Here is a 25,464-nt window from a genome sequence, read left to right as displayed (position 1 = left end):
CTCGAGAGAGGGTGGGAGGCCCGTGCATAGGTTGCGGATCGCAACCTTGCAATCAGATCAGCAAAGCGAGCGATCCGACGAGCAGCGCGGCCATCGTCCAGTTGAAGGCGCGCAGCCGTGCGGGCGATGACAGCCAGCCGCGCAGCGAAACGCCCATGACCGCCCACAGGCTGGTCGATGGCAGGTTGATGATGCCGAAGATCGCGGCGACGAGCAGGACCGCGGCGACATTGCGATCGGGCGCATAGAGCGCGATCGCGGTCAGCGCCATCGACCAGGCCTTGGGATTGACCCACTGGAACAGCACCGCCTGCCCGAAGCTCATCGGCCTTCCTCGCGGGCTGTCGCCGCCGCTCGGCGCGCCGGCGTTGGCGATCTTCCACGCCAGCCACAAGAGATAGGCGACGCTGATGATCTTGAGGATGAGGTTCAGCACCGGAAACAGGTCGAACAGACCCATCAGCCCGACGCCGACGAGGACGATCATCAGCGTGAAGCCGAAGCCCACGCCGAGCGCATGCGGCACGGTGCGGCGCAGGCCGAAATTGGCGCCCGACGCCATCAGCATCATGTTGTTCGGCCCCGGCGTGATCGACGAGACGAGGGCAAAGGCGGCAAGCGCGGCGAAGGTGGTCTGTTGCATGCCGCGCAATATAATGGCGATGCTCTCGCGACGGGTTGCAAATTTGGGCGCCGATGCGATAAGTTTTGCAACTTATGGCTGGACTGGATCAGATTGACCGCAAGATATTGCGCGAACTTGCGAGCGAGGGGCGAATCTCTAATATCGAGCTCGCCGACCGCGTCGGGCTGTCGCCCTCGGCGTGTCTGCGCCGCGTGCAGGAACTTGAGCGCAGCGGGGTCATCAAGGGCTATCGCGCGGTGGTCGATCCGGCGAAGCTGGGGCTGACCTTTCTGGCCTATGTGACCGTCGGCCTGTCGTCGCACACGAAGAAGTCGCAGGGCGATTTCGAAGCGGCGATGGCGCTCGCACCCGAAGTGCGCGAATGCCATAATATTACCGGGACGATCGAATATCTGCTTCGCGTAGAGACGCAGGATCTAGCGGCGTACAAGCATTTCCATACCGAAGTGCTCGGCGTGCTGCCGCAGGTCCATTCGATCACCACCTATGTACTGATGGATTCGCCGAAGGACGAGCGGGCTTGATCGTCGCCCCCGCGAAGGCGGGGGCCGCCGTCGGCCTTGCGCTACCTTGCCAGCGGCCCCCGCCTTCGCGGGGGCGACGGTAACGCCTTGAATCGCATCGTCCGCCACCGCATATCGGTTTCATGCTGAAACTGTCCTTCCTCGATCTCGTCCCCGTCACCGACACGGGCACGATCGCCCAGTCGCTCGCCAATGCCGCCGATCTCGCCCGCCATGCCGAAGCGCTCGGCTATGCGCGCTACTGGGTGGCCGAGCATCACGGGATGGCGGGGATCGCGAGCGCGGCGACGTCGGTGGTGCTCGCGCATATCGGGCAGGCGACGTCGACCATCCGGATCGGCGCCGGCGGGATCATGCTGCCCAATCATGCGCCGATGGTGATCGCCGAACAGTTCGGGACGCTGGAGGCGCTGTTTCCCGGCCGCATCGACCTTGGCCTCGGCCGTGCACCGGGGTCTGACGGGCGCGTCGCGCAGGCGCTGCGCCGCAATCTGGCGAGTGACGAGCGCCAGTTTCCGCAGGACGTCGTCGAATTGCAGGCGTTCCTTGCCGGGGACGACCGGCTGGGTATCCGCGCGGTGCCGGGCGAGGGGACAAAGGTGCCGCTGTGGATCCTGGGGTCGAGCCTGTTCGGCGCGCAGCTCGCGGCGATGCTCGGGCTGCCCTATGCCTTTGCCAGCCATTTCGCGCCCGACGCGCTCGACGAGGCGCTCGACATCTATCGCCGCCAGTTCCGCCCCTCGGAGCAGCTGGCCGAGCCCTATGCCGCCGCCGCGTTCAACGTCTTCGCCGCCGACACGCGCGAGGAGGCCGAATTGCTCGCCTCGTCGCAGCAGCAGGCGTTCGTCGCGCTGCGCACCGGCAATCCGGGCAAGATGAAGCCGCCGCTGGCGGGTTACAAGGACAGCCTGCCGCCCAATGCGCGCGCGATCCTCGACCATGTGCTGCAATGTTCGGCGGTCGGAACGGTCGATGACATCGCCGCGGGCCTGCAGGGCTTTGCCGCGCGCACCGGCGTCGACGAGGTGATCGTCGCGTCGTCGATGTACGACCATGGCGCGCGCAAGCGTTCGCTCGCCATCGCGATCGAGGCGGCGAAGCGCCTCTGATCAGGCGGGCGGATCGCTCGGTTCGGGACGGAAGCTCAGGCTGGCGAGGCGCCACGCCGTGTCGTCGCCCATCAGGTCGGCGGCGGTCGGCACGTCGGCGGGCGAGGGGCAATCGACCTCGGCATCGATATAGCGCCCCGTTTCGCGCAGCCGCACGCTGACGTCGCCATAGCGGGCCTTCAGCGTCGCGATCAGATCCTCGGCGTCGTCGGACAGATCGTTCGAGGCCAGCTTGCGCGGCGTCCCGTCGAGCAGTTCGGCGACCGCCTGATCGAGCGCGCCGAGCGCGTCCTTGACGATCGACAGCGCGATGAACAGCGCCGCCGTCGCATCGGCCCACCACCAGCCGAGACCGATGCCGACGATGCCCGCGATGCCCGCCAGCCCGGTCTGCCAATCGGCCTTTTGCATCAGCGCGTCGGTGTGCAGCACCTTGTCCTTGATGCGTTCGGCGACGGGCTGCTTGATCCGGCCGAGAATGATCGGCGGGACGATCGAATAGACCAGCGCCGCGATCATCAGCCAGCCGAGCCAGACCGTGTGGCCGAAAAGGGTGACGCCGCCGACGGTGGGATGTTCGCGGCGGACGAGCGTGGTGATGCTTTCATAGGACAGGAAAGCACCGACCGAGAGCAGCGCGGTCGCCGCGATCAGAAAGGCCAGGCTGTTGCCCCGCCGATAGCCGAAGGGAAAGCGCCGGTTCGGATCGCGGCGTTCCCACCGCGCCGCGAGGAGGAAGACGATCGCGGGCACCAGGCTCAGAAAATCTTCGATCACCGCCGATTTCATCGCCTGGCTGGCGCCCATCGTCAGCCACATCAGCACGATCACGCTGCTCATCCAGAACAGCGTCCAACATTCGAGCCGCTCGCCGCGCCGGACGTCGGCGGCGATGGCGGGAGCAATACCGCCGTGGACGGTCATCGCCGCGCCTCTGCGACCATGCGGTCGGTTGCGAGGACGAGGGCGTTTTCTCCGTTGCGGCGCGCGATGCGCAGCACGGGCATGTCGGCATCGTCGGGCTCGCCATGCGTCAGCGGCTTCGACAGCGCGATTTCGGTCTTCCACGGCGAGGCCTTGGCGAAATGGCCGACCACTGCATCGACATCGCCTTCTTCGAGCATGTGGAGGGCGTGCTCGCCATGCGCCTCGATGCGCGCGACGGTTGCGCCATGCGCCGCAGCGTAGCGACCGAGCAGGTCGAGCGCGGGCGCGGCGTCGGGTGTCGCGGGAAGGACGATGACGCGCATCGTGCCGGTGCGGGAAATGCGTTCGCTGGTGCCGCTGGCATCACGCGGCATGCCGTCGCATGCGGCGAGCAGCAGGGGCAGCAACAGAAGCGCGGGCATCTTTCGCATCATTGGGCGAACGCGGATCAACGGGCTTGGTTGCATCGAACAGAACAGGGTCAGGCGCCGTGTTGACGCGCCTCTGGCGGCGGCGGTATAGGGGCGGCCCGTGCAAGGGCGGCCCGCTTTGGGGTCGCCTTTTTACTTTAGGCTTTTTGGAAAGGTGCCCGATATGTCGATCACGCCGCTGATGCCCGTTTACCCCCGGTGCGGTGTGCGTCCGGTGCGAGGCGAGGGCGCCTATCTGATCGGCGAGCGCGGCGAGCGTTATCTCGATTTCGCGAGCGGTATCGCGGTCAATCTGCTCGGTCACGGCCATCCGCATCTGACGAAAGCGATCCAGGATCAAGCGGCGACGCTGATGCATGTGTCGAACCTTTACGGCAGCCCGCAGGGTGAAGCCTTTGCGCAGCGGCTGGTCGACAATACGTTCGCCGATACGGTGTTCTTCACCAATTCGGGCGCCGAGGCGGTCGAATGCGCAATCAAGACCGCGCGCGCCTATCATTCGAGCGCCGGCAACGCGCACAAGCACACGCTCATCACCTTCAACAATGCCTTCCACGGCCGCACGCTCGGCACGATCTCGGCGACCAATCAGGACAAGCTGCGCAAGGGCTTCGATCCGTTGCTTCCGGGCTTTGCCTATGCGCCCTTCGACGACCTCAACGCCGCGCTCGATCTGGTCGACGACAGCACGGCGGGCTTCCTGCTCGAGCCCGTGCAGGGCGAAGGCGGCATCCGTCCGGCGTCGCAACCCTTCCTGCAGGGGCTGCGCGACATCTGCAACGAGCGCGACCTGATGCTGGTGTTCGACGAAGTGCAGTGCGGCGTCGCGCGCACCGGATCGCTTTATGCCCATGAACAGTTCGGCGTCGCGCCCGACATCATGGCGACCGCAAAGGGCATCGGCGGCGGCTTCCCGCTCGGCGCCTGCCTTGCCACCGAAAAGGCGGCGCGCGGGATGGTCATCGGCACGCATGGATCGACCTATGGCGGCAACCCGCTGGCGATGGCCGCGGGGCAGGCGGTGTTCGACGTGATCCTGGAGGATGGCTTCATGGATCAGGTCAAGGCGACGGGCGAGCGGCTGCGCGGCGCGCTCGAACAGCTTATCCCCAATCACGATCATCTGTTCGAAAGCATCCGCGGCATGGGCCTGATGCTCGGCATCAAGATGAAGTCCGACAGCCGTGCCTTCGTCGCGCATCTGCGCGACAATCACGGGCTGCTGACGGTCGCGGCGGGCGACAATGTCGTGCGCATCCTGCCGCCGCTGAACATCGAACAGGGTCATATCGACGAATGTATCGAGAAACTGTCGGCGGGGGCGGCGAGCTACACGCCGCCGGAAGCATGAGCGCACCTGCGCTGCGGCATTTCCTGAACCTGTCCGACGCGGGCGGGGATGCCATCGCGGCGATGCTCGCCGATGCGATCGACCGCAAGACGGCGCGCGCGGCTTGGCCCAAGGGCCGGGTCGACGCCGACGCGCCGCTTGCGGGCCATGTGCTGGCGATGATCTTCGAGAAGAATTCGACCCGCACGCGCGCGTCGTTCGACATGGCGATCCGCCAGCTCGGCGGCAGCGCGATGGTGATGGAAGCGGGGTCGATGCAGATCGGCCGCGGCGAAACCATCGCCGATACGGCGCGCGTCCTGTCGCGCTATGTCGATGCGATCATGATCCGCACCGATGATCATGCAAAGATCGAGGAGCTGGCCGAATATGCCAGCGTCCCCGTGATCAACGGGCTGACCGACCTGTCGCACCCTTGCCAGATCGTCGCCGACCTGCTGACGATCGTCGAGGGCGGCAAGGCCTTGCCCGGCCTTGAACTCGCATGGCTTGGCGATGGCAACAATGTGCTCGCCTCGCTGATCGAGGCGGCGGGGCTGTTCGGCTTCAATGTTCGCGCCGGGGTGCCGCAGGGCTATGACCCCGACATGCGCTTCGTCGAGGCGGCGCGCGCGCAGGGCGCGCGGATCGATATCGTGCGCGACGCGACCGAGGCGGTGGCGGGCGCCGACATCGTCGTCACCGATACCTGGGTGTCGATGGGGCAGGACCATGCCCACAACAAGTTGGCCGCAATGGCGCCCTATCAGGTCGACGAGCGATTGATGGGCAAGGCGAAGGGCGATGCGCTGTTCCTGCACTGCCTGCCCGCGCATCGCGGCGAAGAGGTGGTCGATGCGGTGATCGACGGCGCGCAGTCGCGCGTGTGGGACGAGGCGGAAAACCGCGTCCATGCACAGAAATCGGTTCTTTTGTGGGCGTTGGGGAAATTGTGAGCGAGACGCGCGAAACCTGGTTCGACGAACCGCTGATCTTCACCATCGCCGAGCGGCATGTCCGCGGCCGCTTCGTGCGGCTGGGGCCGGTGCTCAACCGCATCATGGCGGCGCACAGCTATCCGCCGGTGATGGAAAAGCTGCTCGCCGAGGCGCTGGTGCTGACCGTGCTGCTCGGTTCGACGCTCAAGGACGATGAAAGCCAGATGACGCTGCAGGCGCAGACCGGCGGCGGCCCCGTCGATCTGCTCGTCTGCGATTATCGCGCTGGTGAGCTGCGTGGCTATCTGAAGTTCGATGCCGAACGGCTGGCCGAAGTCGGACCCGACCCGACGCTGTTCGGTCTGTTCGGCGAGGGTTTTCTGGCGATCACCTTCGATCAGGCGGTGAGCGGCGAGCGCTGGCAGGGGATCGTCCCGCTCGAAGGATCGTCGATCGCCGATGCCGCCGAACATTATTTCGAGCAGTCCGAACAGATACCGAGCCTCGTCCGGCTTTGCGCGCGGCACGACGCGGAGCTGGGCTGCGTCGCCGGGGGTTTGCTGCTGCAGCATCTGCCCGACGGCGAGGTCGGGCGCGACCGGATCGAAGCGCGCGCCGATCATCCCGAATGGGAACATGCGCGCACGATTGCGGCGACGCTGAAGGACGAGGAACTGACCGACGCCGCGGCCTCGCTCGAAACGTTGGCGTGGCGGCTGTTCCACGAAGAGGAAGTGCGCGTCGAACCCGGCGTGGCGGTGTCGCGCGGCTGTCGCTGCAACATCGACCATTATGCGCGGGTTCTGGCACAGTTTCCCGAAGCCGAACGGCAGGAAATGGCCGACGACGACGGGATCATCCAGGTCGATTGTGCCTTTTGTTCGCGGCTGTTCCCCGTCCCGCTCGACGAGATCGCGACGCGCCACTGACGCACGGGCCGTCGATGAAGCGAGGCAGGCGTGCGCTGAATGGTTGAAATACGCGGGTTTGATGATTAGGTGATGTGCAGGGGTCGTTGCCGTTCCACACGGAACGGCCGGTGGACAAGGTGCAAATGACGATCTTCTCTCCCATGTTTCGCATATCGGCGATGGCGCTTGCCCTGACCGGAGCGGCGAGCGCGGTGCCTGCGCAGGCGCCGACGCTGGCCATGCTCGACCGGCTGGAAAAGGGCAGTTGGCAGCTGCGCGAGCGCGGCAAGGATGCGGTGCTCCAGACCGTATGTCTGGGCGATGCGCGCCGCCTGATCCAGGTCTATCATCCGCGCGCGACCTGCTCGCGCTATGTGATCGAGGATACGCCGACATCGGTGACGGTGCATTATACCTGCCCCGGCGCCGGGCATGGCCGCACCACGATCCGCAGCGAAACGAACCGGCTCGTCCAGATCGACACGCAGGGGATCGCCGACGGCAAGCCCTTCTCGCAGGCGATCGAGGCGCGCCGCGCCGGCGGCTGCTGAAGCAAACCCTTTGTTAACCATCCTTCACTAGAAGGGGGATTGCGACACGCCGATGTGTGTCCTTCTCCCTAACGGCATTCATGCCGCACTGGGCCGCCCGTCGAACGACGCGCGGCCCATTTTCTTTGGTGCGCCGCACAAATCGCGGTCTTGCGCGAAGCGCGACGCGGGCGTATCGCGCGGCGATGCAGGATCTTTCCGGAAAAGCGGTGATCGTCCTTCTGTCGGGCGGTCTGGACTCGATGGTTTGCGCAGGACTGGCGCGCGAGGCGGGGGCGCGGATTGTCGCGCTGACCGTCGATTACAACCAGCGGCACCGCGTCGAGCTGGACTCGGCGGCGCGGATTGCGACGGCGGTGGGCGCGGCCGAGCATATCGTGCTGCCGCTCGATCTGCGGCGCTTCGGCGGGTCGGCGCTGACCGCCGACATCGATGTGCCCAAGGACGGCGTGGGCGAGGATATTCCCGTCACCTATGTTCCCGCGCGCAACCTGATCTTCCTGTCGCTGACGCTTGGCCTCGCCGAAGCGCGGCGGTCGCAGGACATCTTCATCGGCGTCAACGCGCTCGATTATTCGGGCTATCCCGATTGCCGCCCCGAATTCATCGCGGGCTTCCAGCATCTCGCGCAGCTCGCGACGCGCGACGGCGACAAGGGGGTCGATTTCACGATCCACGCGCCGCTGCAGCATATGACCAAGGCCGACATCGCGGCCGAGGCGGCGCGGCTCGGCATGGATGCGGGGATGAGCTGGTCCTGTTACGACCCGACGCCCGAGGGGCTGCATTGCGGGCTGTGCGACAGTTGCCGCCTGCGCCGCAAGGGCTTCGCCGACGCCGGGCTCGCCGACCCGACGCGCTACGCCGTCGGGGCCTGACCCATGGCCTATGCGGTCAAGGAAATATTCCTGACGCTGCAGGGCGAGGGCGCGCAGGCCGGACGTCGCGCTGTCTTCTGCCGCTTTGCGGGCTGCAACCTGTGGACGGGGCGCGAGCAGGACCGCGCCAAGGCGATCTGCAAATTCTGCGATACCGATTTCGTCGGCACCGACGGGACGCTGGGCGGCAAATATGCCGATGCCGCGGCGCTGGCGGAGCGGATTGGCGAAGCATGGGGGGCGGCGCAAGATGACCGCTATGTCGTGCTGACCGGCGGCGAGCCGATGTTGCAGGTCGACGATGCGCTGATCGAGGCGCTGCATGGCGAGGGCTTCACCGTCGCGATCGAAAGCAACGGCACGCTGCCGGTGCCGCGGCTGATCGACTGGATCTGCATCAGCCCCAAGGCGGGCAGCGAGCTGGTCCAGACAAGCGGCGACGAACTCAAGCTGGTGTGGCCGCAGCCGGGGAGCGATGTCGAACGGCTGGCGGAACTCGATTTCGCGCACCGGCTGATCCAGCCGCTCGACGATGCCAATGCCGCGGACAATGTCCGGCACTGTATCGATCTGGTGATGCGCGATCCGCGCTGGCGTCTGTCGCTGCAGACGCACAAGACGCTGGGGCTGCGCTGAGCGAAGAGGCTGCGGCTACCGCCCTACTGGCTGTCGACTTGGGCCTTCTTTGCCGCCGGAGCGGGGACGGCGTCGGGATTGTCGCTCTGATCCGCGGGCGCGCTATCGCTGCTGCTGTCGGCGCTTTCCTCGTCGGCCTTGCTGTCGGCCTTTTTCGAAACGTCGCCCGGTACGCTGCTGTCGACCGCGGTGCCATCGCTTGCTGCATCGTCGAGGACGATCATCGAGTCGCTGATCGTGCCGGGTTCGACCTCGACCGCGTCGAGCTTGGTCGTGGTCTTGCTGCCTTCGCTGCCTCCGCAGGCGGCGAGCGACAGGGCGAGGAGCGAGGTGAGGATGATCCGCGTCATGTGCCGGTCCTAATCGCTGGCCGCGATCTTGTCGAGAAAGGCCGGAAGGGCATCGGCGAGCGCGGCGTCGACAGCGGCGAAATCGGCGGGACGGCCAAGTTCCGCCAGGCTCGTCACCGGAAATTCGGCGATACCGCACGGCACGATGCCGCCGAAATGCGTCATGTCGGGCGCGACGTTGAGCGAAAAGCCGTGGAGCGTCACCCAGCGCCGGACGCGGACGCCGATCGCGCCGATCTTGGCCTCACGGCCGTCGCGGTCATCGGTCCAGATGCCGATCCGCCCTTCGGCGCGGCGCGCCGCGACGCCGAGCCGCGCGAGCGCGTCGATCACCCAACCTTCGAGTGCATGGACATAGGCGCGTACGTCGCGCCCGCGCTGCGCAAGGTCGAGCTGGACATAGCCGACGCGCTGGCCGGGGCCATGATAGGTGTAGCGCCCGCCGCGACCCGCGTCATAGACCGGAAAGCGCGGGTCGAGCAGCTCGGCGGGGTCGGCGCTCGTCCCGGCGGTATAGAGGGGCGGATGTTCGAGCAGCCAGATGCGCTCGCCCGCCGTGCCTGCGTGGATCGCGGCGGCGCGCGCCTCCATATCGGCAAGCGCGGCGGGATAATCGACAAGGCCGGGCGAAACGGTCCATTCGGGAGGCGGAAGCGCGGACATCGCGCGGCTTCTGCCCCGCGCGGGCGCGAAGCGCAAGGGGGCGGCATCCGCGCCGAACGGGGCTGGACTTTGGGCGCGAAGCCGGTCAGGTTCGACGCCAATCCGAAGCGATAAATGACGGGGTATCAATGGCAAAATTCGACATGGGCGCGGCGTGGGACGATGCCATTCAGCTTCTGAAGGCGCACCGCCCGCTCACCGGTACCATCGCGGCGGTTTTCCTGTTCCTGCCGGCGCTTGCGGTGGCCTGGTTCGGCCCGGCGCCGATCGAGCCGCCCGCCGAAGCGACGATCGACCAGCTGACCGCCGCGATGCAACAGAATATCCTGCAGATGCTGCCGTATCAGATCGGCGTTGCGCTGTTCACGATGTTCGGGACGGTGGCGATCATGCGGCTGTGGCTGTCGCGGTCGAGCACCAGCGTCGGCGAGGCACTGGGTTTTGCCGCGTCGATGCTGCTCACCATTTTGGCGGTGCAGATATTGACCGGCCTGATGCTGGGCGTCGGCTTTCTGCTGCTCATCATTCCGGGGCTTTATCTGATCGGGCGGCTCGCTTTCGTCGCGCCGCTGGTCGCCGACCGCGCGATCCGCAATCCGGTCGAGGTGATCGCGACAAGCTGGCAGATGACGCGCGGCAATGGCTGGCGCATTTTCCTCTTCCTGTTTCTCGTCACGCTGGTCGTCATCATCGCGGCATCGCTGGTGGGCGGGCTGGTCGGCATGATCGGCGGCGCGGGCAGCGTGGGCAAGATGCTCGGCGGGCTGGTCGAAGCGGGCTTCGGGCTCGTCGCGACGATGATCTCGATCGCGATTTCGGCGGCCGCCTATCGGCAGCTGGCGACAACCCAGGCGGGGGATATCTTCGCCTGACCATGTCCAACAGGGGAGAATGGATGTGAATAATATCAGCATCAGTCAGGCCTGGTCCTATGCGACCAGCTTTTTCAGCGGCCGCGCCGCCGAGCATGCCATCGCGCTGATCGGCGTCGGCATTGCGGTGCCGCTGATCCTGCAACTCGCGCTCGGCGGCGGCATGGCCGCCTTCGATCCGGCGCGGATGACGAGCGGGGCAGGGGCTTTCGCCGCGTTCAGCGGTTTTGCGATCCTGCTCGGCCTGGTCAATTACATCCTCCAGACCGGTAGCTATTTCGCTTCGTGGCGACTGGGCTTCAGCGACGGTCAGGAAAATGTCGGCGGTGCGCTGAGCTATGGGCTGGTGGCCGCGCTGCCCGTGCTCCTTTTCACGGCGGCGATCCTGTTCGTGATTGGGATCATCGGCTTTCTGCTCTTCGGCGGTGCCTTTGCGCCGGCGCTGCTCAGCGGCCGCCAGCCGAGCGAATCGGCGCTGGCGGGCATGGGCTTCGCGATGCTGATCCTGGTGCCGCTGTTCCTGCTGTTCATCGTCTGGCTCGCGGCGCGGCTGTGCTGCACCGGGCCGATCATGGCCGACAAGCGAACCTTCAATGTCCTGACCGGCCTGTCCGAATCGTGGCGGATCACCGGCGCGGCGCAGTGGAAGATCTTTGCCTATTTCATCCTGCTGGGCATCGCCTTCCTGGTGATTGCGATGATCCTTGGCGCGGTGGTCGGCTTTTCGGTCTTTGCGAGCGGCGGGATGCCGGGCGCGGGATCGATGGTCGGGCTGATCGTCGGCAGCATCGTGATGAGCATTCCCGTCGCCTATCTGCAGGTCGGGATTCCGGCGGGCATCTACCGCGCGCTCGGGCCCGTCGATGCAGGCAGCGTTTTCGCCTGATCGACGGTCAATATCGCAAGAATCAGGGGCGCCCGCGGCCGACGCGGCGCCCCTTTTTCGTCAGCTCCACTTGGCGAGCGGCGGCAGGCTCATCAGGATCGCGTCGATATTGCCGCCGGTCTTGAGCCCGAACAGCGTGCCGCGATCGTAGACGAGGTTGAATTCGGCGTAGCGGCCGCGCCACACGAGCTGCTCCTCGCGCTCGGCTTCGGTGAAGGGCTGGTTCATCCGGCGGCGCACGATCTGCGGGAAGATGTCGAGGAAGGCCTCGCCCACGGCGCGGGTGAATTCGAAGTTGCGGTCGAAGCCCGCATCGTCGGCGGATTCGAGATGGTCGTAGAATATCCCCCCGACGCCGCGATGGACGCCGCGATGCGGAATATAGAAATAATCCTCCGCCCATTTCGAATAGCGGGCATAGGCATCGGGACCGAAGGGCGCGCAGGCGGCGCGCAGCCGCGCATGAAAGGCGTCGGTGTCCTCGGCATAGGGGATGGGCGGGTTGAGGTCGGCGCCGCCGCCGAACCAGCGCTTCGTCGTCGTGAGGAAGCGGGTGTTCATATGCACCGCCGGAACATGCGGATTGGCCATATGCGCGACGAGGCTGATGCCGGTGGCGAAGAAGCGCGGGTCGCTTTCGGCGCCGTTGATCGACTGGGCGAAATCGGGCGCGAACTCGCCCGCGACGGTCGAGACATTGACCCCGACCTTTTCGAAAACCCGGCCGGTCATCACCCCGCGCACGCCGCCGCCGCCTTCGCCCGCCGCAATACCTTCGGCCTCGCGGTCCCACGGCGTATAGGCGAAACGCGCGTCGCTGCCCGCCTCGGCCTCGATTGCCTCGAACGCGGCGCATATCCGGTCGCGCAGCGACTCGAACCAGTCGCGCGCCGCCTGTTGCTGGGGATCGAGCGAAATCATGACGCAAAGCCTTTCGTCTGCCGGAGTGCCTCGGCCAGCGCGATGCCAGCCGCGACCGCGACATTCAAGGACCGAAAGCCCGACCGCATCGGAATCGCGACCCGCGCCGCCGCGGCGGCATGGACATGCGCGGGAACGCCCGACGACTCCGCGCCGAGCAGCAGCACGTCGCCCTCCTGAAACACGAAATCGGGCAGGGCGGTCGCGCCCGCGGTGGTCATCAGCACCAGCCGCCCGCCGTCGGCCCGGTTCCAGTCGCCGAAGCCCGCCCAGTCGGCGTGGCGCCGCACATTGGCGCGCGCGGCATAATCCATTCCGGCGCGGCGCAGCGCCTGGTCGGAAAAAGGAAAGCCGCACGGTTCGATGATGTGCGCCGGAACCCCGAAGCAGGCCGCGGTGCGCAGGATGGTGCCGACGTTACCGGCGATGTCGGGCTGAAACAGGGCGATTTGCATCGCTCCGCCTTAGCTTCGCGCGCCTGCGGAATCGAGAGGGGGCAACATAGCGGTCACAAAGCGGAAATTGCCTGTTGGCAAGGCTGTTGTGTGCGGCTATCAGGCCCGCAATTCCCGGAGGGGCCGCCGGGATTTGCGACGCTTTGCGCGCGTAAAACGGGGTGGCCAGTTTTCCGAGAACCATTGTCAGTTCACCCAGCGCAAGGGCAATCGAATGGCCAGTGAATCCAATCTCAACGCCGGCATCGAGGATGGCGTGCGGCGCCGGGACTTCATCAATATCGCGGCGGTCAGCTTCGCGGGTGTTGGTGCGGCCACCGTCGTTTTGCCGCTGGTGAACCAGATGAATCCGTCGGCGGACGTGCTGGCGCTGTCGTCGACCGAAATCGACATTTCCGCGATCCAGTCGGGTCAGGCGATCAAGACGAGCTGGCGCAAGCAGCCGGTGTTCGTCCGCAACCTGACGCCCGTCGAAATCGCCGAGGCGAAGAAGGTGCCGCTGAGCGACCTGCGCGATCCGCAGACGCTCGACGAGCGCACCAAGCCCGGCAAGGAAAACTGGCTGATCACGCTGGGCGTCTGCACCCACCTCGGCTGCGTGCCGCTCGGCGCCGCCGAGGGCGAGCCGCGCGGCGATTATGGCGGCTATTTCTGCCCGTGCCACGGTTCGCACTACGACACCGCGGCGCGTATCCGCAAAGGCCCGGCGCCGAAGAATCTGTTCGTGCCGCCTTATGAATTCAACAGCGACACCGTCGTGACGATCGGCTGAGGAGCGAGATAAGATGAGCTTTCCCTGGGCCAAGAACTATGAACCCCAGCAGCCGCTGATGAAGTGGCTCGACGCGAAGCTGCCGCTGCCGCGTCTCGTCTATAATGCGATCGGGGCCGGCTATCCGGTGCCACGCAATCTCAACTATTTCTGGAACTTCGGCGTTCTCGCCGGGGCCGCGCTGGCGATCCAGATCATCACCGGCATCGTGCTGGCGATGCATTATGCCGCCAATGCGGGCGTCGCGTTCAACTCGGTCGAGCATATCATGCGCGACGTGAACGCCGGCTGGTTCCTGCGCTATGCGCATATGAACGGCGCGAGCATGTTCTTCATCGTCGTCTATCTGCACATCTTCCGCGGCCTTTATTACGGTTCGTACAAGGCGCCGCGCGAAATGGTGTGGCTGCTCGGCGTCGTGATCTTCCTCCTGATGATGGCGACCGCCTTCATGGGCTACGTCCTTCCCTGGGGCCAGATGAGCTTCTGGGGGGCGCAGGTGATCACCGGCTTCTTCTCGGCGATACCCGCCGTGGGCGATCCGATCCGCGTCTGGCTGCTCGGCGGTTTTGCGCCGGACAACGCCGCGCTCAACCGCTTCTTCTCGCTCCACTATCTGCTGCCCTTCGTGATCGCGGGTGTCATCATCCTGCACATCTGGGCGCTGCATATCCCGGGGTCGTCGAACCCGACCGGTATCGAGGTGAAGGACGAACAGGACACCGTCCCGTTCCACCCCTATTACACTGCGAAGGACGGTTTCGGCCTTGGCGTGTTCCTGATGATCTTCGTCGCGCTGACCTTCTTCAGCCCGAACCTGCTCGGTCACCCGGACAATTATATCCCGGCGAACCCGCTTTCGACGCCGGCGCACATCGTTCCCGAATGGTATTTCTGGCCGTTCTACGCGATCCTGCGCGCCTTCACCTTCAACTTCCTGTGGATCGATGCGAAGCTGTGGGGCGTCATCGCGATGTTCGCGGCGATCGCGCTGCTGTTCTTCCTGCCGTGGCTCGACAGCTCGCCGGTGAAGTCGTCGAACTATCGTCCGCTCAACCGCATCTTCTTCTGGATCCTCGTCGTCGACGTGTTCATCCTGGGCTATTGCGGCAAGAGCCCGGCGGAGCAGCCCTATGTGATCCTCAGCCAGCTGTGCGCGGCCTATTATTTCGCGCACTTCCTGATCATCCTGCCGATCATCTCGCGGATCGAACGGCCGCTTCCGATGCCGAATTCGATCACCGAGGCGGTCCTCGCCAAGAATGCCGACGCGTCGTCGGCCCCGGCAACGGCCTGAGCGCCGGACTTTTATAGGAGCTGATACAGCCATGGTTCGTCCGCTCGGATTTCTCGTCGGCCTGGGTTTCATCCTGGCGCTGCTGTGCGCGATCTTCACCACGCCGCTCTCGAACGAGCCCAACGCGGTGCATGAATTCCACAAGCACCCGCGCCACCTCGCGCTCGCCAGCGACGGCATGTTCCCGCATTGGGACAAGGCCCAGCTGCAGCGCGGGATGCAGGTGTACAAGGAAGTGTGCTCGGCCTGTCACAGCCTGAACCTCGTCGCGTTCCGCGACATCGCCGAACTCGGCTATACCGAGGGTCAGGTGAAGAGCTTCGCCAAAAGCTATGACAATATCCCGTCGATCAACCCCGATACGGGCGAACCGGCGACGCGCACCGGCCTGCCGTCGGATCACTTCCCGGCGCCCTATGCGAACGAAACCGCGGCGCGCGCGGCGAACAATAATGCGCTGCCGCCCGATCTTTCGCTGATCACCAAGGCGCGCGAAGACGGCAAGAATTACGTCTATTCGCTGATCACCGGCTTCCAGAACCCGCCGGCGAACCTGCCGAAGGAACTGCAGCCGGCGACCGGTCTGCACTACAACCCCTATTTCGCGAACCTCAACCTCGCGATGGCACCGCCGCTGGCCGATGGTCAGGTGACGTTCGCCGACGGTTCGCCGAACGACCTCAAGAGCATGGCGAAGGACGTGACCGCCTTCCTCGTGTGGACGGCCGAACCCAAGCTGGTGAAGCGCGTGTGGACCGGCTGGGCCGTGTTCCTTTACCTTCTGATCTTCACCATCCTTGCTTATCTGTCGTACCGGAACATCTGGGCCGGCAAGGAACATTGAGGATCGGGGACGCGGGCATAGCGAAGGGCGGTCGACGATGATCGCCCTTCCGCCGCGTCCCGACCTTGACCTGTCGGAGCTCGTGCGCACGATCCCCGATTTCCCGAAACCCGGGATCCAGTTTCGCGACATCACGACCTTGATCGGCGACGCGGCGGGCTTTTCCGAAAGCGTCCGCCGTCTGGCAGGCCGCGCCGCCCGCTATCGCCCCGACCTGATCGTGGCGGTCGAGGCGCGCGGTTTTCTGTTCGGCGCGGCGATGGCAACCGCGCTCGGTATCGGGCTGGTGCCGGTGCGCAAAGCCGGCAAGCTGCCCGGCGTGACCATCGGCGTCGACTATGAACTGGAATATGGCACCGACCGGCTCGAACTGCACGAAGGGGCCGTCACCGAAGGCCACCGCGTCGTGCTGGTCGATGATCTGCTCGCCACCGGCGGGACCATTCTCGCGACCGCCGAATTGATGCGCAGCGTCGGCGCCGACGTCGCCGCAGCGCTGTTCGTCATCGACCTTCCCGACCTCGGCGGCTCGCAGCGCCTCGAAGCCGCGGGCCTTGCGTGCGAAACGCTGATCGCCTTCGACGGCGACTGAGGCACGGCGGTTTTGGGGTGGGAAACGGACGAAAGCGCGAATAGGTTTTGGCGCGGAGGACGAATGCCGGGCCCACACGACAAGATCATTGCCAACGCTGCAAAAGCGGCGCTGAGACCCTTAGGCTTTCAGCGCAAAGGGCAATCGCGCTTATGGTTCTTCGATCATTCTTGGTGGCTCACTGTTGTCGAGTTCCAGCCAAGCTCTTGGAGCAAGGGCAGCTATCTTAACGTCGGAGCACACTGGCTTTGGATGGACGTTGCGCCGATCAGCTTCGACTTCGGCGGACGCTTGGAAGGCTTCGAGGAATACTTATCGGACGAACAATTTGCGGTGGCAGTCGCGCGCCTCGCCGACAGAGCGGCCGATGAAGCACGGCGACTTGCGGCAATGTTTAGTTCCCTACCCGATGCGGCCGAGATTCTCCTGGAACAGGCGCGGACCGAAGCGCGACAGGCACCGACGCACCCAAGTTGGATGCTCTACAACGCCGGGGTCGCAGCAGGGCTAGTCGGACGTAACGATGAAGCAGCCGAAATGTTCGGGCGTGTGTTGAATGGCTCCGGGGATCAAACATCGATGCTTCATCTAAAGGCCGAGCGTATGTCCAACCTCGCATCGGACGCGGCAACGTTAAGGCAGGCAGCGGCTTCGACGATCGCGCAACAAAGAGAAACTTTACGGCTGTCGCCGTGGGACGCGTCACAGCTTTGACGGCCCAATGACCGCAATCGGTCGTTAGCGGACGTTGCTTCAGAACGTCGCCCCCGCGCAGGCGGGGGCCGCAATCGGCCTTTTCTCTGCGGCGCTGCGTAAACCGACAGCGGCCCCCGCCTGCGCGGGGGCGACGGGACTTGTTCCGGCCGAAACCCGAAACCCTAAAGCCGCACCATCCGCATTCCCTGTTCGCCGTAGCGCGGGCCGCTGGTGCCGCCCTTCGGCGCGGCGGCGTCGATTGCCGCGATATCGTCGGCGCTGAGGGTCAGGTCGGCGGCGGCCATGCTGTCTTCCATCGTGGCGCGGCGCTTGGTGCCGGGAATGGGGACGATGTCGTCGCCCTGCGCGAGCAGCCACGCGAGTGCGACCTGCGCCTTCGACACGCCGTGCCGGTCGGCGACCGCGCCGATCGCATCGACGATGCGCAGGTTGGCAGGCAGATTTTCCTCCGAATAGCGCGGGTCGTTGCGGCGCCAGTCATGCTCGGGCAGCTCGTCGCGGCTGCGCACCGCGCCTGCCAGAAATCCGCGGCCGAGCGGCGAATAGGGGACGAAGCCGATGCCGAATTCGCGGCAGACCGGCAGGATTTCATCCTCCACGTCGCGCTCCCAGATCGAATATTCGCTCTGCAAGGCGGTGATCGGCGCGGCCTTTGCGGCGCGGCGCAGCGTTTCGGGGCCGGCTTCGGATAGCGCGATGTGGCGCACCTTGCCTTCCTTGACCAGCTCCATCATCCCGCCGACGGTTTCCTCGATCGGCACCGAGGGGTCGACGCGGTGCTGATAGAAGAGATCGATGGTGTCGATGCCGAGGCGCTGGAGCGATCCTTCGCAGGCGCGGCGCGCATTGTCGGGGCTGCCATCGACGCCGACGATCTGCTTGCCGTCGAAGCGGAAGCCGAACTTGGTCGCGATGACAAGACCGTCGCGCTTGCCCTTGATGGCTTCGCCGAGCAGTTCCTCATTGGTGAACGGGCCATAGATTTGCGCGGTGTCGAAGAAGGTGACACCCATGTCGATCGCGCGGTGGATCGTTCGCGTCGCCTCGTCCATATCGGCGGCTTCGCCATAGAGGATATTGCCGCCCTTGATCATCGGCATACAGCCGACGCCGATCGCCGAGACTTCGAGGCCGTGGCCGAGCTTGCGATATTTCATGCTGCTTCTCCTTCTGGTTCGTCGCGAACGCCGTCGGCGGCATATTTGGTCGCGGCGACGTCGGCGATAACATTGCCCAATGTCCGGAATATGTCGGGAAAGGTCTCGACCGCGACGAGCAGCCCCAGCGGCGCGACGGGCACCCCCATCGACACCGCGATCGGCGCGATCGAGGTCACATAGCTGATCGATCCGGGCAGGCTGACCGAACTCAGCGCCGCGGCCATCGCGACGGCAAGGCCGACCGCCATCGTCCAGGGCGACAGCGTCAGGCCGAACAGCCAGGCGATATAGACGACCACCGCCAGGTTCATCGCCGGGCTGGTGAAGCGGAAAAGCGCGACCGCAAGCGGCAGCACGATATCGGCCTTTTTGGGATCGACGCCCAGATCCTCGGTCGCGCGGAGCATCGCGGGCAGGCTGGCGAGCGAGCTTTGCGTCGACAGCGCGACGGCGAGCGTGGGCACCATCGCCCGGACGAAACGCGCCGGTGCGACGCCGACGACCAGCCAGGCGAGCGCGAGGCCGAGGAGAATACAGCAGACGCCAACGCCGGAGACGATCAGCACATAGTGGAGAAGGCCGCCGAATGCTGCGAGCCCGGCCTTGATCGCCAGCGCATAGCCGAGCGCGAACACCCCGATCGGGGCGAGCGCAAGCACCCAGCCGATGACGACGAGCATCGTGTCGCCCAACGCCTTGAACAGGCCCGACAGGCTGGCGCGCGCGTCGGGGGCGATGCGCGTCATCGCGAAAGCGAAGATGGTGGTAAAGACGATCAGCGGCAGGACCGTCGTCTCCGCCGCCGCGGCGATCGGGTTGGCGGGGATCAGGCCGAGGATGAAATCCGAAAAGGTCGGCGAGGGCGGCGCTTCGGTCGCGCCGCCGAGCCCGCCGCGCAGCGCCGCCGCGGCGCCCTGCGACAGCGGAAACAGGCGGAGCAGCAGCGGCGTGACGAGCAGCGACATCAGGCCGGTGAGGAAGATCGACACCATGAAGATGCCGACCGACCGCGCCGCAAGCGTTCCCGCGCGCGCGGCATCGGCGGTTGCGGTGATGCCGGTGATGAGCAGCGCGACGATCAGCGGGATGATCGTCATCGTCAGCGCCTTCAGCCACAACAGGCCGACGGTTTCGACATAGGGAAGCGATGCGGTGCCCGCCGCCGGGGCGGCCATGTCGAGCAGGATGCCGAGCAGCATGCCCGCAACCAGCGACGACAGGATGATCCATGCCGATTTCAAGTTCAAAACCTCCGGCCTGCTTGCCAAGCAAATATGGGTGACTTAGTGCCGTCCGGACTGCCGGGGTGGGCGAGCGTGAACCCCGAGGATTAGGAAGCGGAGACGGCATGCGCAAGTTTTTCGGAACCGACGGGATCCGGGGCCTGACCAACAAGGTGCCGATGACCGCCGAAGTGGCGATGCGCGTCGGCATGGCGGCGGGCGCGCATTTCCTGCGCGGCGGGCACAAGCACCGCGTCGTGATCGGCAAGGATACGCGCCTGTCGGGCTATATGCTCGAAAATGCGCTGGTCGCGGGATTCACCAGCGTCGGCATGGACGTGGTACAGGTCGGCCCGATGCCGACGCCTGCAGTGGCGATGCTGACGCAGTCGATGCGCGCCGATCTGGGCGTGATGATCTCTGCCAGCCACAATCCCTTCCACGACAATGGCATCAAACTGTTCGGGCCCGATGGCTACAAGCTGTCCGATGCCGATGAAATGCAGATCGAGGCGTTGCTCGAAGCGGCGCCGGCGCTTGCCGAACCCGCGCATATCGGCCGTGCCAAACGGATCGAGGACGCGCGCGGGCGCTATATTCACGCGGTGAAGCAGAGCCTGCCCGGCTCGGTTCGCTTCGACGGGCTGAAGCTGGTGCTCGATTGCGCCAATGGCGCCGCCTACAACAGCGCGCCGACCGTATTCTGGGAACTGGGCGCCGACGTGATCGCGATCGGCGTCGAACCCAATGGCACCAACATCAACGACCGTTGCGGATCGACCGCACCGGCGCTGCTTCAGGAAACGGTGGTGGCGAGCGGCGCCGACATCGGGGTCGCGCTCGACGGCGACGCCGACCGGTTGATCGTCGTCGACGAAAAGGGCAACATCGTCGACGGCGATCAGATCATGGCGCTGATCGGGGCGAGCTGGGCGCGGCAGGGACGGCTGAAAGGCGGCGGCGTCGTCGCGACGGTGATGTCAAACCTCGGCCTCGAACGCTTTCTGGAGGGCGAAGGTCTGCGGCTCGAGCGGACCAAGGTCGGCGACCGTTATGTCCTCGAACGCATGAAGGCGGGCGGTTTCAATGTCGGCGGCGAGCAGTCGGGGCACATGATCCTGTCGGACCACGCGACGACGGGCGACGGGACGCTCGCCGCGCTTCAATTGCTTGCCGAACTCGTCCGCGCCGGACGACCGGCGAGCGAACTGCTCCACCAATTCGACCCGGTCCCGCAGCTTTTGAAGAATGTGCGCTTTGCCGGCGGCAAGCCGCTCGACGCGCCGACGGTGCAGGCGGCGATCGCCGAGGGTGAAACCATGCTCGACGGCCGCGGCCGCCTTGTCATCCGGGCCTCGGGCACCGAACCCGTCATCCGCGTCATGGCCGAAGGCGACGATGCGGGTGAGGTTGAACAGGTGGTCGACATGATCTGCGACGCGGTGCGCGCGGCGGCGGCGAATTGACAACCGAATAGTCTCATCCCGTTCGTGCTGAACTTGTCGAAGCACCATTCTCTTCTCTATGAGCGGAGCAGGAAGAACGGCCCCCTCCGACAAGCTTGGGGCGAACGGTTTTTAAGGAATATATACATGCTTGAAATGCGACCCGATTGCGAACGCTGCGGCCGTGATTTGCCCGCGGACATCCACGGCGCCTTCATCTGCTCGTTCGAATGCACCTTTTGCGCGACCTGCGCCGACAAGCTCGACGAACGCTGCCCCAATTGCGGCGGCGACCTGCTCGACCGTCCGCTGCGCGAAGGCGCCGCGCTGGCGAAATTCCCCGCTTCGACGGAGAGAAAGTTCAAGCGTTGACCGCACGCGTTCTGATTATCGCCGGCTCCGATAGCGGCGGCGGTGCGGGCATTCAGGCGGATATCAAGACCGTCACCATGCTCGGCGGCCATGCGATGACCGCGATCACCGCGATTACAGCGCAGAACACGATGGGTGTGCAGGGCGTCCACGCTGTCCCGGCCGAGATGGTGTTGATGCAGATCGACAGCGTCGTCGCCGACATCGGCGTCGACGCGGTGAAGATCGGCATGATCGGCAGCGCGGCAACCGCGGCGGCGGTCGCCGAACGGCTTCGCCGGCCCGACATGGCCGGCGCCGCGGTGGTGTTCGACCCGGTCATGGTCGCGACCAGCGGATCGGTGCTTGCTGACGCCGACACGATCCGCGCGTTCGAGACGCTGCTGGACCGGGCGGCGGTGGCGACGCCCAATCTTGGCGAACTGGCGGCGCTCGGCGGCGAGGCGGCGGTGCTGGCGCATGGCTGCGCGCTGCTCGCCAAGGGCGGGCATGGCGAAGGCGACACCGTGGTCGACCGGCTGATCGAAGCCGATGCGGGCGAAGTGGCGCGCTGGGAAGCCCCGCGTATCGCGACGATGAACACCCACGGTACCGGCTGCACGCTTGCCAGCGCGATCGCGACCGGGCTGGCGCAGGGTATGCCGCTCGAGCCCGCGGTGGCGCGCGCACGCGACTTTGTGCGGTTGGCGCTGATGGATGCACCTGGATTGGGCGAGGGGCATGGGCCGATGGGGCAGCAGGGGGTGCGGAACGACGGGCTGTTCACCGGCCCCGCACTCAACCAGCTCACCTTGCCCGCGACCGATTATGCGGCTTCGGTGGCCTTCTACAAACAAATGGGGCTGACCCAGATCGTCGATAGCAGCGCAAATGGCTATGCCCGCTTCGAGGCGGCGAACGGCGTCACCCTCTCGATTCATGTCGGCGACGGCGACGCGGGCGGAACGACCACCTATCTGGAAAGCGGCGCGCTCGACGCCTGGGTCGCCTATCTCGCGCGGCGCGGGGTGCGCTTCGACCAGATGCCGCGCGACGAGGAATGGGGCTGGCGCGAGGCGCGGTTGACCGATCCCGCGGGCAATCGTCTGTGCCTCTATCAGGCGGGTGAATACCGGCGTTATCCGCCGTGGCGGATATGATCGTCGTCGGCGTCGACGAGGCGGGGCGCGGACCGCTCGCGGGTCCGGTGGTCGCGGCAGCGGTGATCCTGTGCGACGACGGGATCGACGGCCTCGACGACAGCAAGAAATTGAGCGCGAAGCGCCGTGCCGCGCTGGAGATCGAAATCAAGGCGCGTTGCCGCTGGGGCGTCGGCGAAGCGAGCGTGACCGAGATCGACAGCATCAATATTTTGCAGGCGACTTTCCTTGCGATGACGCGCGCGGTCGAGGCACTGGGGGTCGAGCCCGGCGAGGTGCTGGTCGACGGCAATCGCCTGCCCAGATGGCGCTGGCGCGCGCAGGCGATCGTCGACGGCGATGCGCTGCACCCTTGTATTTCGGCGGCGAGCATCATCGCCAAGGAGCATCGCGACCGCTTCATGGCTGATGCGGCGCGCCGCTTTCCCGGTTTTGGCTGGGAGACGAATATGGGCTATGGCACCGCGCAGCATCTGGCGGCGCTGCGGCAATTGGGGCCGACACCGCTCCACCGCGCGAGCTTTGCGCCGGTCGCACAGCTGACGCTGATCTGACGGACGGGAGAGGGCGATGAGCGGATTTACGGCAGAGCATGTATCCGCGCAGACCGGTCGCCGCTTCCTCGTCACCGGCGCCAATGCCGGCATCGGTTTCGAAGTCGCGCGCATCCTGGCGGCGCGCGGAGCGGCGGTGGTGCTTGCCTGCCGCGACGCAGCGCGCGCCGAGGCGGCAATGACGCGCATCGCGGACGATGTTCCCGGCGCCGACCTGTCCTTCGTGCGGCTCGATCTCGCCGATCTCGATCAGGTTCGCGAGGCGGCGGCCGCGGTACGCGCCGGACCGCGCATCGACGTCCTCGTCAACAATGCGGGCGTAATGATCCCGCCGCGGTCGCTGACCGCGCAGGGCTTCGAATTGCAGTTCGGGGTCAATCACCTCGGTACTTTTGCCTTTACCGGCTTGATACATGGTCATGTCGACGACCGGATCGTCGTCACCGCCAGCCTGGCGCACAAGAGCGGCACGATCGACTTCAGCGATCTCGATGCCCGGCGCGGCTATCATGGCTGGTCGCGCTATCAGGCGAGCAAGCTCGCCAATCTGTCCTATATGTTCGAGCTCGATCGCCGGCTGGGCGCGGCGGGGCGGGCGACACAGGCGATCGGCGCGCATCCGGGTGTCGCGCTCACCGAGCTGACACGCCATCTGCCGTGGCCGCTGCGGTCGATGACGCCGCTGGCCACGCCGTTTTTCAACAGCGCGGCGCAGGGCGCCTGGCCGACCTTGCAGGCGGCAACGGGCGCCCATGTGCAGGGCGGCGACTATCTGGGACCGCAGGGGCTGGGCGAGATCAGCGGCGCGTCGGGACCCGCGCGCGCGACCAAGGCGGCGCGCGACCCGAAGCTGGGGCGCGAATTGTGGGAGCGTTCGGTCGACCTCACCGGGGTCGATCCGGGAATTTGAACCCGAATGGCACTTGGTTGGGCGCCAAATCGAAAAAAATTCGCCGCTGAGTCCTGACGGCCACACCACCAGTGGTTGAGTCCCCGAGTCGCGCGAGACTCCATATGTCGTGGCAGACTCCTTTCGTTCTCGACGCATTAACCATTTCGAGAGGCGGAATCCCTAGAATCCTGCGCTTGACGGCGGACTCCGCCGGACTCATCAGGGGCTTCTTTCGGACAAGGACAGGGGCGAAACATGGGTGTTATGGAACGGGTCAAGGCGCCGGCCGCAAAACAGCGGACGCCGAAAGCGGCCCCGCTCGATCTGCCGCTGGACAGCATCCTGCAAGGCGACTGCATCGCCATGATGCGCAGCCTGCCGGCGGCATCGGTCGACATGATCTTCGCCGACCCGCCCTATAACCTCCAGCTCGGCGGCGATCTGCATCGTCCCGACGGCAGCCAGGTCGACGCCGTCGACGATGATTGGGACAAGTTCGACAGTCTCGCGGCTTATGACCGTTTCACCCATGCGTGGCTCAAGGAAGCGAAGCGCATCCTGAAACCCAATGGCAGCATCTGGGTGATCGGCAGCTATCACAACATCTTCCGCGTCGGCACCGCGCTTCAGGACAATGGCTATTGGATCCTGAACGATATCGTGTGGCGCAAGGCGAACCCGATGCCCAATTTCAAGGGCACGCGCTTTACCAATGCGCACGAGACGCTGATCTGGGCCTCGATGGGCGAAAAGTCGCGCTACACCTTCAATTATCGCGCGATGAAGACGCTCAACGACGAACTTCAGATGCGCTCCGACTGGCTGATCCCCATCTGCGGCGGTCAGGAACGGCTCAAGAAGGGCGGCACGAAAGTGCACCCGACGCAGAAGCCCGAGGCGCTGTTGTATCGCATCCTGCTCGCCTGCTCGAACCCCGGCGACGTGATCCTCGACCCGTTCTTCGGCACCGGAACCACCGGCGCGGTCGCCAAGCGCCTTGGCCGCCGCTTCATCGGCATCGAACGCGAGGACGGCTATATCGAAGCGGCAAAGGAGCGCATCGAAATGGCGCTGCCGCTCGACGAAAGCACGGTGCGGACGATGATGGCGCCCAAGGCCGCAACGCGCGTCGCCTTCGGCACGCTGGTCGAATGCGGCATGATTGCACCGGGAACGACGCTCACCGATACGAAGCGCCGCTGGAAGGCGGTGGTGCGTGTCGACGGCAGTCTGGAATGCGAGGGGCAACCCGCGGGGTCGATCCACAAGGTCGGCGCGGGCGTGCAGGGCGCGCCGAGCTGCAACGGCTGGACATTTTGGCACGTCGATACGGGCAAGGAATTGCGCGTGATCGACACGGTGCGGCAGGACTGGTTGCTCGCGAACGAGGCATAAGCCTGGTCGTCCCCGCGAACGCGGGGGCCGTTGG

30 protein-coding genes are annotated in these 25,464 nt (G+C 65.7%); 21 read left to right on the top strand and 9 right to left on the bottom strand.

Annotation, left to right across the window (positions count from 1 at the left end):
- Positions 1 to 52: 52 nt before the first annotated feature.
- Positions 53 to 643 (bottom strand): LysE family translocator, encoded by a 591-nt coding sequence (locus tag ATE59_RS07270; protein WP_058811792.1) that lies wholly within the window; start codon positions 641 to 643, stop codon positions 53 to 55.
- Positions 644 to 717: 74 nt separating this feature from the next.
- Between ATE59_RS07270 and ATE59_RS07265 the strand changes: the two genes are divergently transcribed.
- The gene (locus tag ATE59_RS07265; protein WP_058811790.1) at positions 718 to 1,170 is read left to right on the top strand and encodes an Lrp/AsnC family transcriptional regulator; all 453 of its coding nucleotides are present in this window, start codon (positions 718 to 720) and stop codon (positions 1,168 to 1,170) included.
- Positions 1,171 to 1,292: 122 nt separating this feature from the next.
- The gene (locus ATE59_RS07260; RefSeq protein ID WP_058811788.1) at positions 1,293 to 2,279 is read left to right on the top strand and encodes an LLM class flavin-dependent oxidoreductase; all 987 of its coding nucleotides are present in this window, start codon (positions 1,293 to 1,295) and stop codon (positions 2,277 to 2,279) included.
- On the opposite strand, the gene ATE59_RS07255 is transcribed toward ATE59_RS07260, so the two are convergent.
- Complete coding sequence (locus tag ATE59_RS07255) at positions 2,280 to 3,203, bottom strand: cation diffusion facilitator family transporter (protein ID WP_058811786.1); 924 nt, start codon at positions 3,201 to 3,203, stop codon at positions 2,280 to 2,282.
- Entirely contained in the window at positions 3,200 to 3,628 is a 429-nt protein-coding gene (locus ATE59_RS07250) for a hypothetical protein (RefSeq protein WP_156416728.1), read from the bottom strand. The genes ATE59_RS07255 and ATE59_RS07250 overlap by 4 nt, the downstream gene beginning before the upstream one ends.
- Positions 3,629 to 3,800: 172 nt before the next feature.
- Here ATE59_RS07250 and ATE59_RS07245 point away from each other — a divergent pair, with 172 nt between their 5' ends.
- From ATE59_RS07245 to queE, 6 genes are all read left to right on the top strand, one after another.
- A complete protein-coding gene (locus ATE59_RS07245) occupies positions 3,801 to 4,988 on the top strand; it encodes an aspartate aminotransferase family protein (protein WP_058811782.1) in 1,188 nt (395 codons plus the stop codon).
- Entirely contained in the window at positions 4,985 to 5,923 is a 939-nt protein-coding gene (gene argF / locus ATE59_RS07240) for an ornithine carbamoyltransferase (RefSeq protein WP_058811781.1), read from the top strand. Before ATE59_RS07245 ends, argF begins: the two co-directional genes overlap by 4 nt.
- Positions 5,920 to 6,834, top strand: a complete 915-nt coding sequence (gene hslO, locus ATE59_RS07235; protein WP_003050451.1) for an Hsp33 family molecular chaperone HslO — start codon at positions 5,920 to 5,922, stop codon at positions 6,832 to 6,834. The genes argF and hslO overlap by 4 nt, the downstream gene beginning before the upstream one ends.
- Positions 6,835 to 6,995: 161 nt before the next feature.
- Complete coding sequence (locus ATE59_RS07230) at positions 6,996 to 7,367, top strand: hypothetical protein (protein WP_231292945.1); 372 nt, start codon at positions 6,996 to 6,998, stop codon at positions 7,365 to 7,367.
- Positions 7,368 to 7,552: 185 nt separating this feature from the next.
- The gene (gene queC / locus ATE59_RS07225; RefSeq protein WP_058811909.1) at positions 7,553 to 8,245 is read left to right on the top strand and encodes a 7-cyano-7-deazaguanine synthase QueC; all 693 of its coding nucleotides are present in this window, start codon (positions 7,553 to 7,555) and stop codon (positions 8,243 to 8,245) included.
- A gap of 3 nt (positions 8,246 to 8,248) precedes the next feature.
- Positions 8,249 to 8,881 carry a 7-carboxy-7-deazaguanine synthase gene (queE, locus tag ATE59_RS07220; RefSeq protein ID WP_058811779.1) on the top strand — a complete coding sequence of 211 codons (633 nt, stop codon included), beginning with the start codon at positions 8,249 to 8,251 and terminating at the stop codon, positions 8,879 to 8,881.
- A 23-nt stretch (positions 8,882 to 8,904) separates the two neighbouring features.
- On the opposite strand, the gene ATE59_RS07215 is transcribed toward queE, so the two are convergent.
- Together ATE59_RS07215 and lipB are read right to left on the bottom strand one after the other, a co-directional pair.
- Positions 8,905 to 9,231 carry a hypothetical protein gene (locus tag ATE59_RS07215; RefSeq protein WP_058811777.1) on the bottom strand — a complete coding sequence of 109 codons (327 nt, stop codon included), beginning with the start codon at positions 9,229 to 9,231 and terminating at the stop codon, positions 8,905 to 8,907.
- A 9-nt stretch (positions 9,232 to 9,240) separates the two neighbouring features.
- Positions 9,241 to 9,894 carry a lipoyl(octanoyl) transferase LipB gene (lipB, locus tag ATE59_RS07210; protein ID WP_058811775.1) on the bottom strand — a complete coding sequence of 218 codons (654 nt, stop codon included), beginning with the start codon at positions 9,892 to 9,894 and terminating at the stop codon, positions 9,241 to 9,243.
- Positions 9,895 to 10,022: 128 nt separating this feature from the next.
- Here lipB and ATE59_RS07205 point away from each other — a divergent pair, with 128 nt between their 5' ends.
- On the top strand, positions 10,023 to 10,766 hold the full coding sequence (locus tag ATE59_RS07205) for a glycerophosphoryl diester phosphodiesterase membrane domain-containing protein (RefSeq protein WP_058811773.1): 744 nt from the start codon (positions 10,023 to 10,025) through the stop codon (positions 10,764 to 10,766).
- Between the two features lie 25 nt (positions 10,767 to 10,791).
- Complete coding sequence (locus ATE59_RS07200) at positions 10,792 to 11,652, top strand: hypothetical protein (RefSeq protein ID WP_156001385.1); 861 nt, start codon at positions 10,792 to 10,794, stop codon at positions 11,650 to 11,652.
- 60 nt (positions 11,653 to 11,712) lie between these two features.
- Here the strand turns inward: ATE59_RS07200 and hemF are convergent, their stop codons facing one another.
- Both hemF and ATE59_RS07190 read right to left on the bottom strand, forming a co-directional pair.
- The gene (gene hemF, locus ATE59_RS07195) at positions 11,713 to 12,573 is read right to left on the bottom strand and encodes an oxygen-dependent coproporphyrinogen oxidase (protein WP_058811772.1); all 861 of its coding nucleotides are present in this window, start codon (positions 12,571 to 12,573) and stop codon (positions 11,713 to 11,715) included.
- On the bottom strand, positions 12,570 to 13,028 hold the full coding sequence (locus ATE59_RS07190; RefSeq protein ID WP_058811770.1) for a tRNA (cytidine(34)-2'-O)-methyltransferase: 459 nt from the start codon (positions 13,026 to 13,028) through the stop codon (positions 12,570 to 12,572). Before ATE59_RS07190 ends, hemF begins: the two co-directional genes overlap by 4 nt.
- Positions 13,029 to 13,242: 214 nt before the next feature.
- On the opposite strand from ATE59_RS07190, the gene petA reads away from it, so the two are divergent.
- The 5 genes from petA to ATE59_RS07165 all read left to right on the top strand — a co-directional run bounded on the left by petA (position 13,243) and on the right by ATE59_RS07165 (position 17,247).
- Positions 13,243 to 13,800 carry a ubiquinol-cytochrome c reductase iron-sulfur subunit gene (petA, locus tag ATE59_RS07185; protein ID WP_003050479.1) on the top strand — a complete coding sequence of 186 codons (558 nt, stop codon included), beginning with the start codon at positions 13,243 to 13,245 and terminating at the stop codon, positions 13,798 to 13,800.
- A 13-nt stretch (positions 13,801 to 13,813) separates the two neighbouring features.
- Positions 13,814 to 15,097 carry a cytochrome b gene (locus ATE59_RS07180; RefSeq protein WP_003050481.1) on the top strand — a complete coding sequence of 428 codons (1,284 nt, stop codon included), beginning with the start codon at positions 13,814 to 13,816 and terminating at the stop codon, positions 15,095 to 15,097.
- 31 nt (positions 15,098 to 15,128) lie between these two features.
- The gene (locus ATE59_RS07175) at positions 15,129 to 15,941 is read left to right on the top strand and encodes a cytochrome c1 (protein ID WP_003050484.1); all 813 of its coding nucleotides are present in this window, start codon (positions 15,129 to 15,131) and stop codon (positions 15,939 to 15,941) included.
- 37 nt (positions 15,942 to 15,978) lie between these two features.
- The gene (locus tag ATE59_RS07170) at positions 15,979 to 16,533 is read left to right on the top strand and encodes an adenine phosphoribosyltransferase (protein ID WP_058811768.1); all 555 of its coding nucleotides are present in this window, start codon (positions 15,979 to 15,981) and stop codon (positions 16,531 to 16,533) included.
- Positions 16,534 to 16,596: 63 nt separating this feature from the next.
- On the top strand, positions 16,597 to 17,247 hold the full coding sequence (locus tag ATE59_RS07165) for a DUF4304 domain-containing protein (protein ID WP_058811766.1): 651 nt from the start codon (positions 16,597 to 16,599) through the stop codon (positions 17,245 to 17,247).
- 164 nt (positions 17,248 to 17,411) lie between these two features.
- On the opposite strand, the gene ATE59_RS07160 is transcribed toward ATE59_RS07165, so the two are convergent.
- Together ATE59_RS07160 and ATE59_RS07155 are read right to left on the bottom strand one after the other, a co-directional pair.
- A complete protein-coding gene (locus ATE59_RS07160) occupies positions 17,412 to 18,407 on the bottom strand; it encodes an aldo/keto reductase (RefSeq protein WP_058811764.1) in 996 nt (331 codons plus the stop codon).
- A complete protein-coding gene (locus ATE59_RS07155) occupies positions 18,404 to 19,651 on the bottom strand; it encodes a dicarboxylate/amino acid:cation symporter (RefSeq protein ID WP_058811762.1) in 1,248 nt (415 codons plus the stop codon). The genes ATE59_RS07160 and ATE59_RS07155 overlap by 4 nt, the downstream gene beginning before the upstream one ends.
- A gap of 107 nt (positions 19,652 to 19,758) precedes the next feature.
- On the opposite strand from ATE59_RS07155, the gene glmM reads away from it, so the two are divergent.
- The 6 genes from glmM (at position 19,759) to ATE59_RS07125 (ending at position 25,430) form a co-directional block, all read left to right on the top strand.
- Positions 19,759 to 21,099: a phosphoglucosamine mutase gene (glmM, locus tag ATE59_RS07150; protein WP_058811760.1), complete on the top strand. Its 1,341-nt coding sequence runs from the start codon at positions 19,759 to 19,761 to the stop codon at positions 21,097 to 21,099.
- 126 nt (positions 21,100 to 21,225) lie between these two features.
- The gene (locus ATE59_RS07145; RefSeq protein WP_003051183.1) at positions 21,226 to 21,450 is read left to right on the top strand and encodes a DUF1272 domain-containing protein; all 225 of its coding nucleotides are present in this window, start codon (positions 21,226 to 21,228) and stop codon (positions 21,448 to 21,450) included.
- Positions 21,447 to 22,589, top strand: coding sequence for a bifunctional hydroxymethylpyrimidine kinase/phosphomethylpyrimidine kinase (gene thiD / locus ATE59_RS07140; protein ID WP_058811758.1), 1,143 nt, complete (start codon positions 21,447 to 21,449; stop codon positions 22,587 to 22,589). The genes ATE59_RS07145 and thiD overlap by 4 nt, the downstream gene beginning before the upstream one ends.
- Positions 22,586 to 23,143, top strand: coding sequence for a ribonuclease HII (locus ATE59_RS07135; RefSeq protein ID WP_058811756.1), 558 nt, complete (start codon positions 22,586 to 22,588; stop codon positions 23,141 to 23,143). Before thiD ends, ATE59_RS07135 begins: the two co-directional genes overlap by 4 nt.
- A gap of 16 nt (positions 23,144 to 23,159) precedes the next feature.
- Positions 23,160 to 24,053: an oxidoreductase gene (locus tag ATE59_RS07130; protein WP_058811754.1), complete on the top strand. Its 894-nt coding sequence runs from the start codon at positions 23,160 to 23,162 to the stop codon at positions 24,051 to 24,053.
- 237 nt (positions 24,054 to 24,290) lie between these two features.
- Positions 24,291 to 25,430 carry a site-specific DNA-methyltransferase gene (locus ATE59_RS07125; RefSeq protein WP_058811753.1) on the top strand — a complete coding sequence of 380 codons (1,140 nt, stop codon included), beginning with the start codon at positions 24,291 to 24,293 and terminating at the stop codon, positions 25,428 to 25,430.
- Positions 25,431 to 25,464 lie beyond the last annotated feature (34 nt).

This window comes from Sphingopyxis sp. A083, from assembly GCF_001468495.1.
In the GTDB taxonomy this organism is placed as follows: Bacteria; Pseudomonadota; Alphaproteobacteria; order Sphingomonadales; family Sphingomonadaceae; genus Sphingopyxis; species Sphingopyxis terrae.
This window is presented reverse-complemented; position numbering and strand designations above follow the sequence as displayed.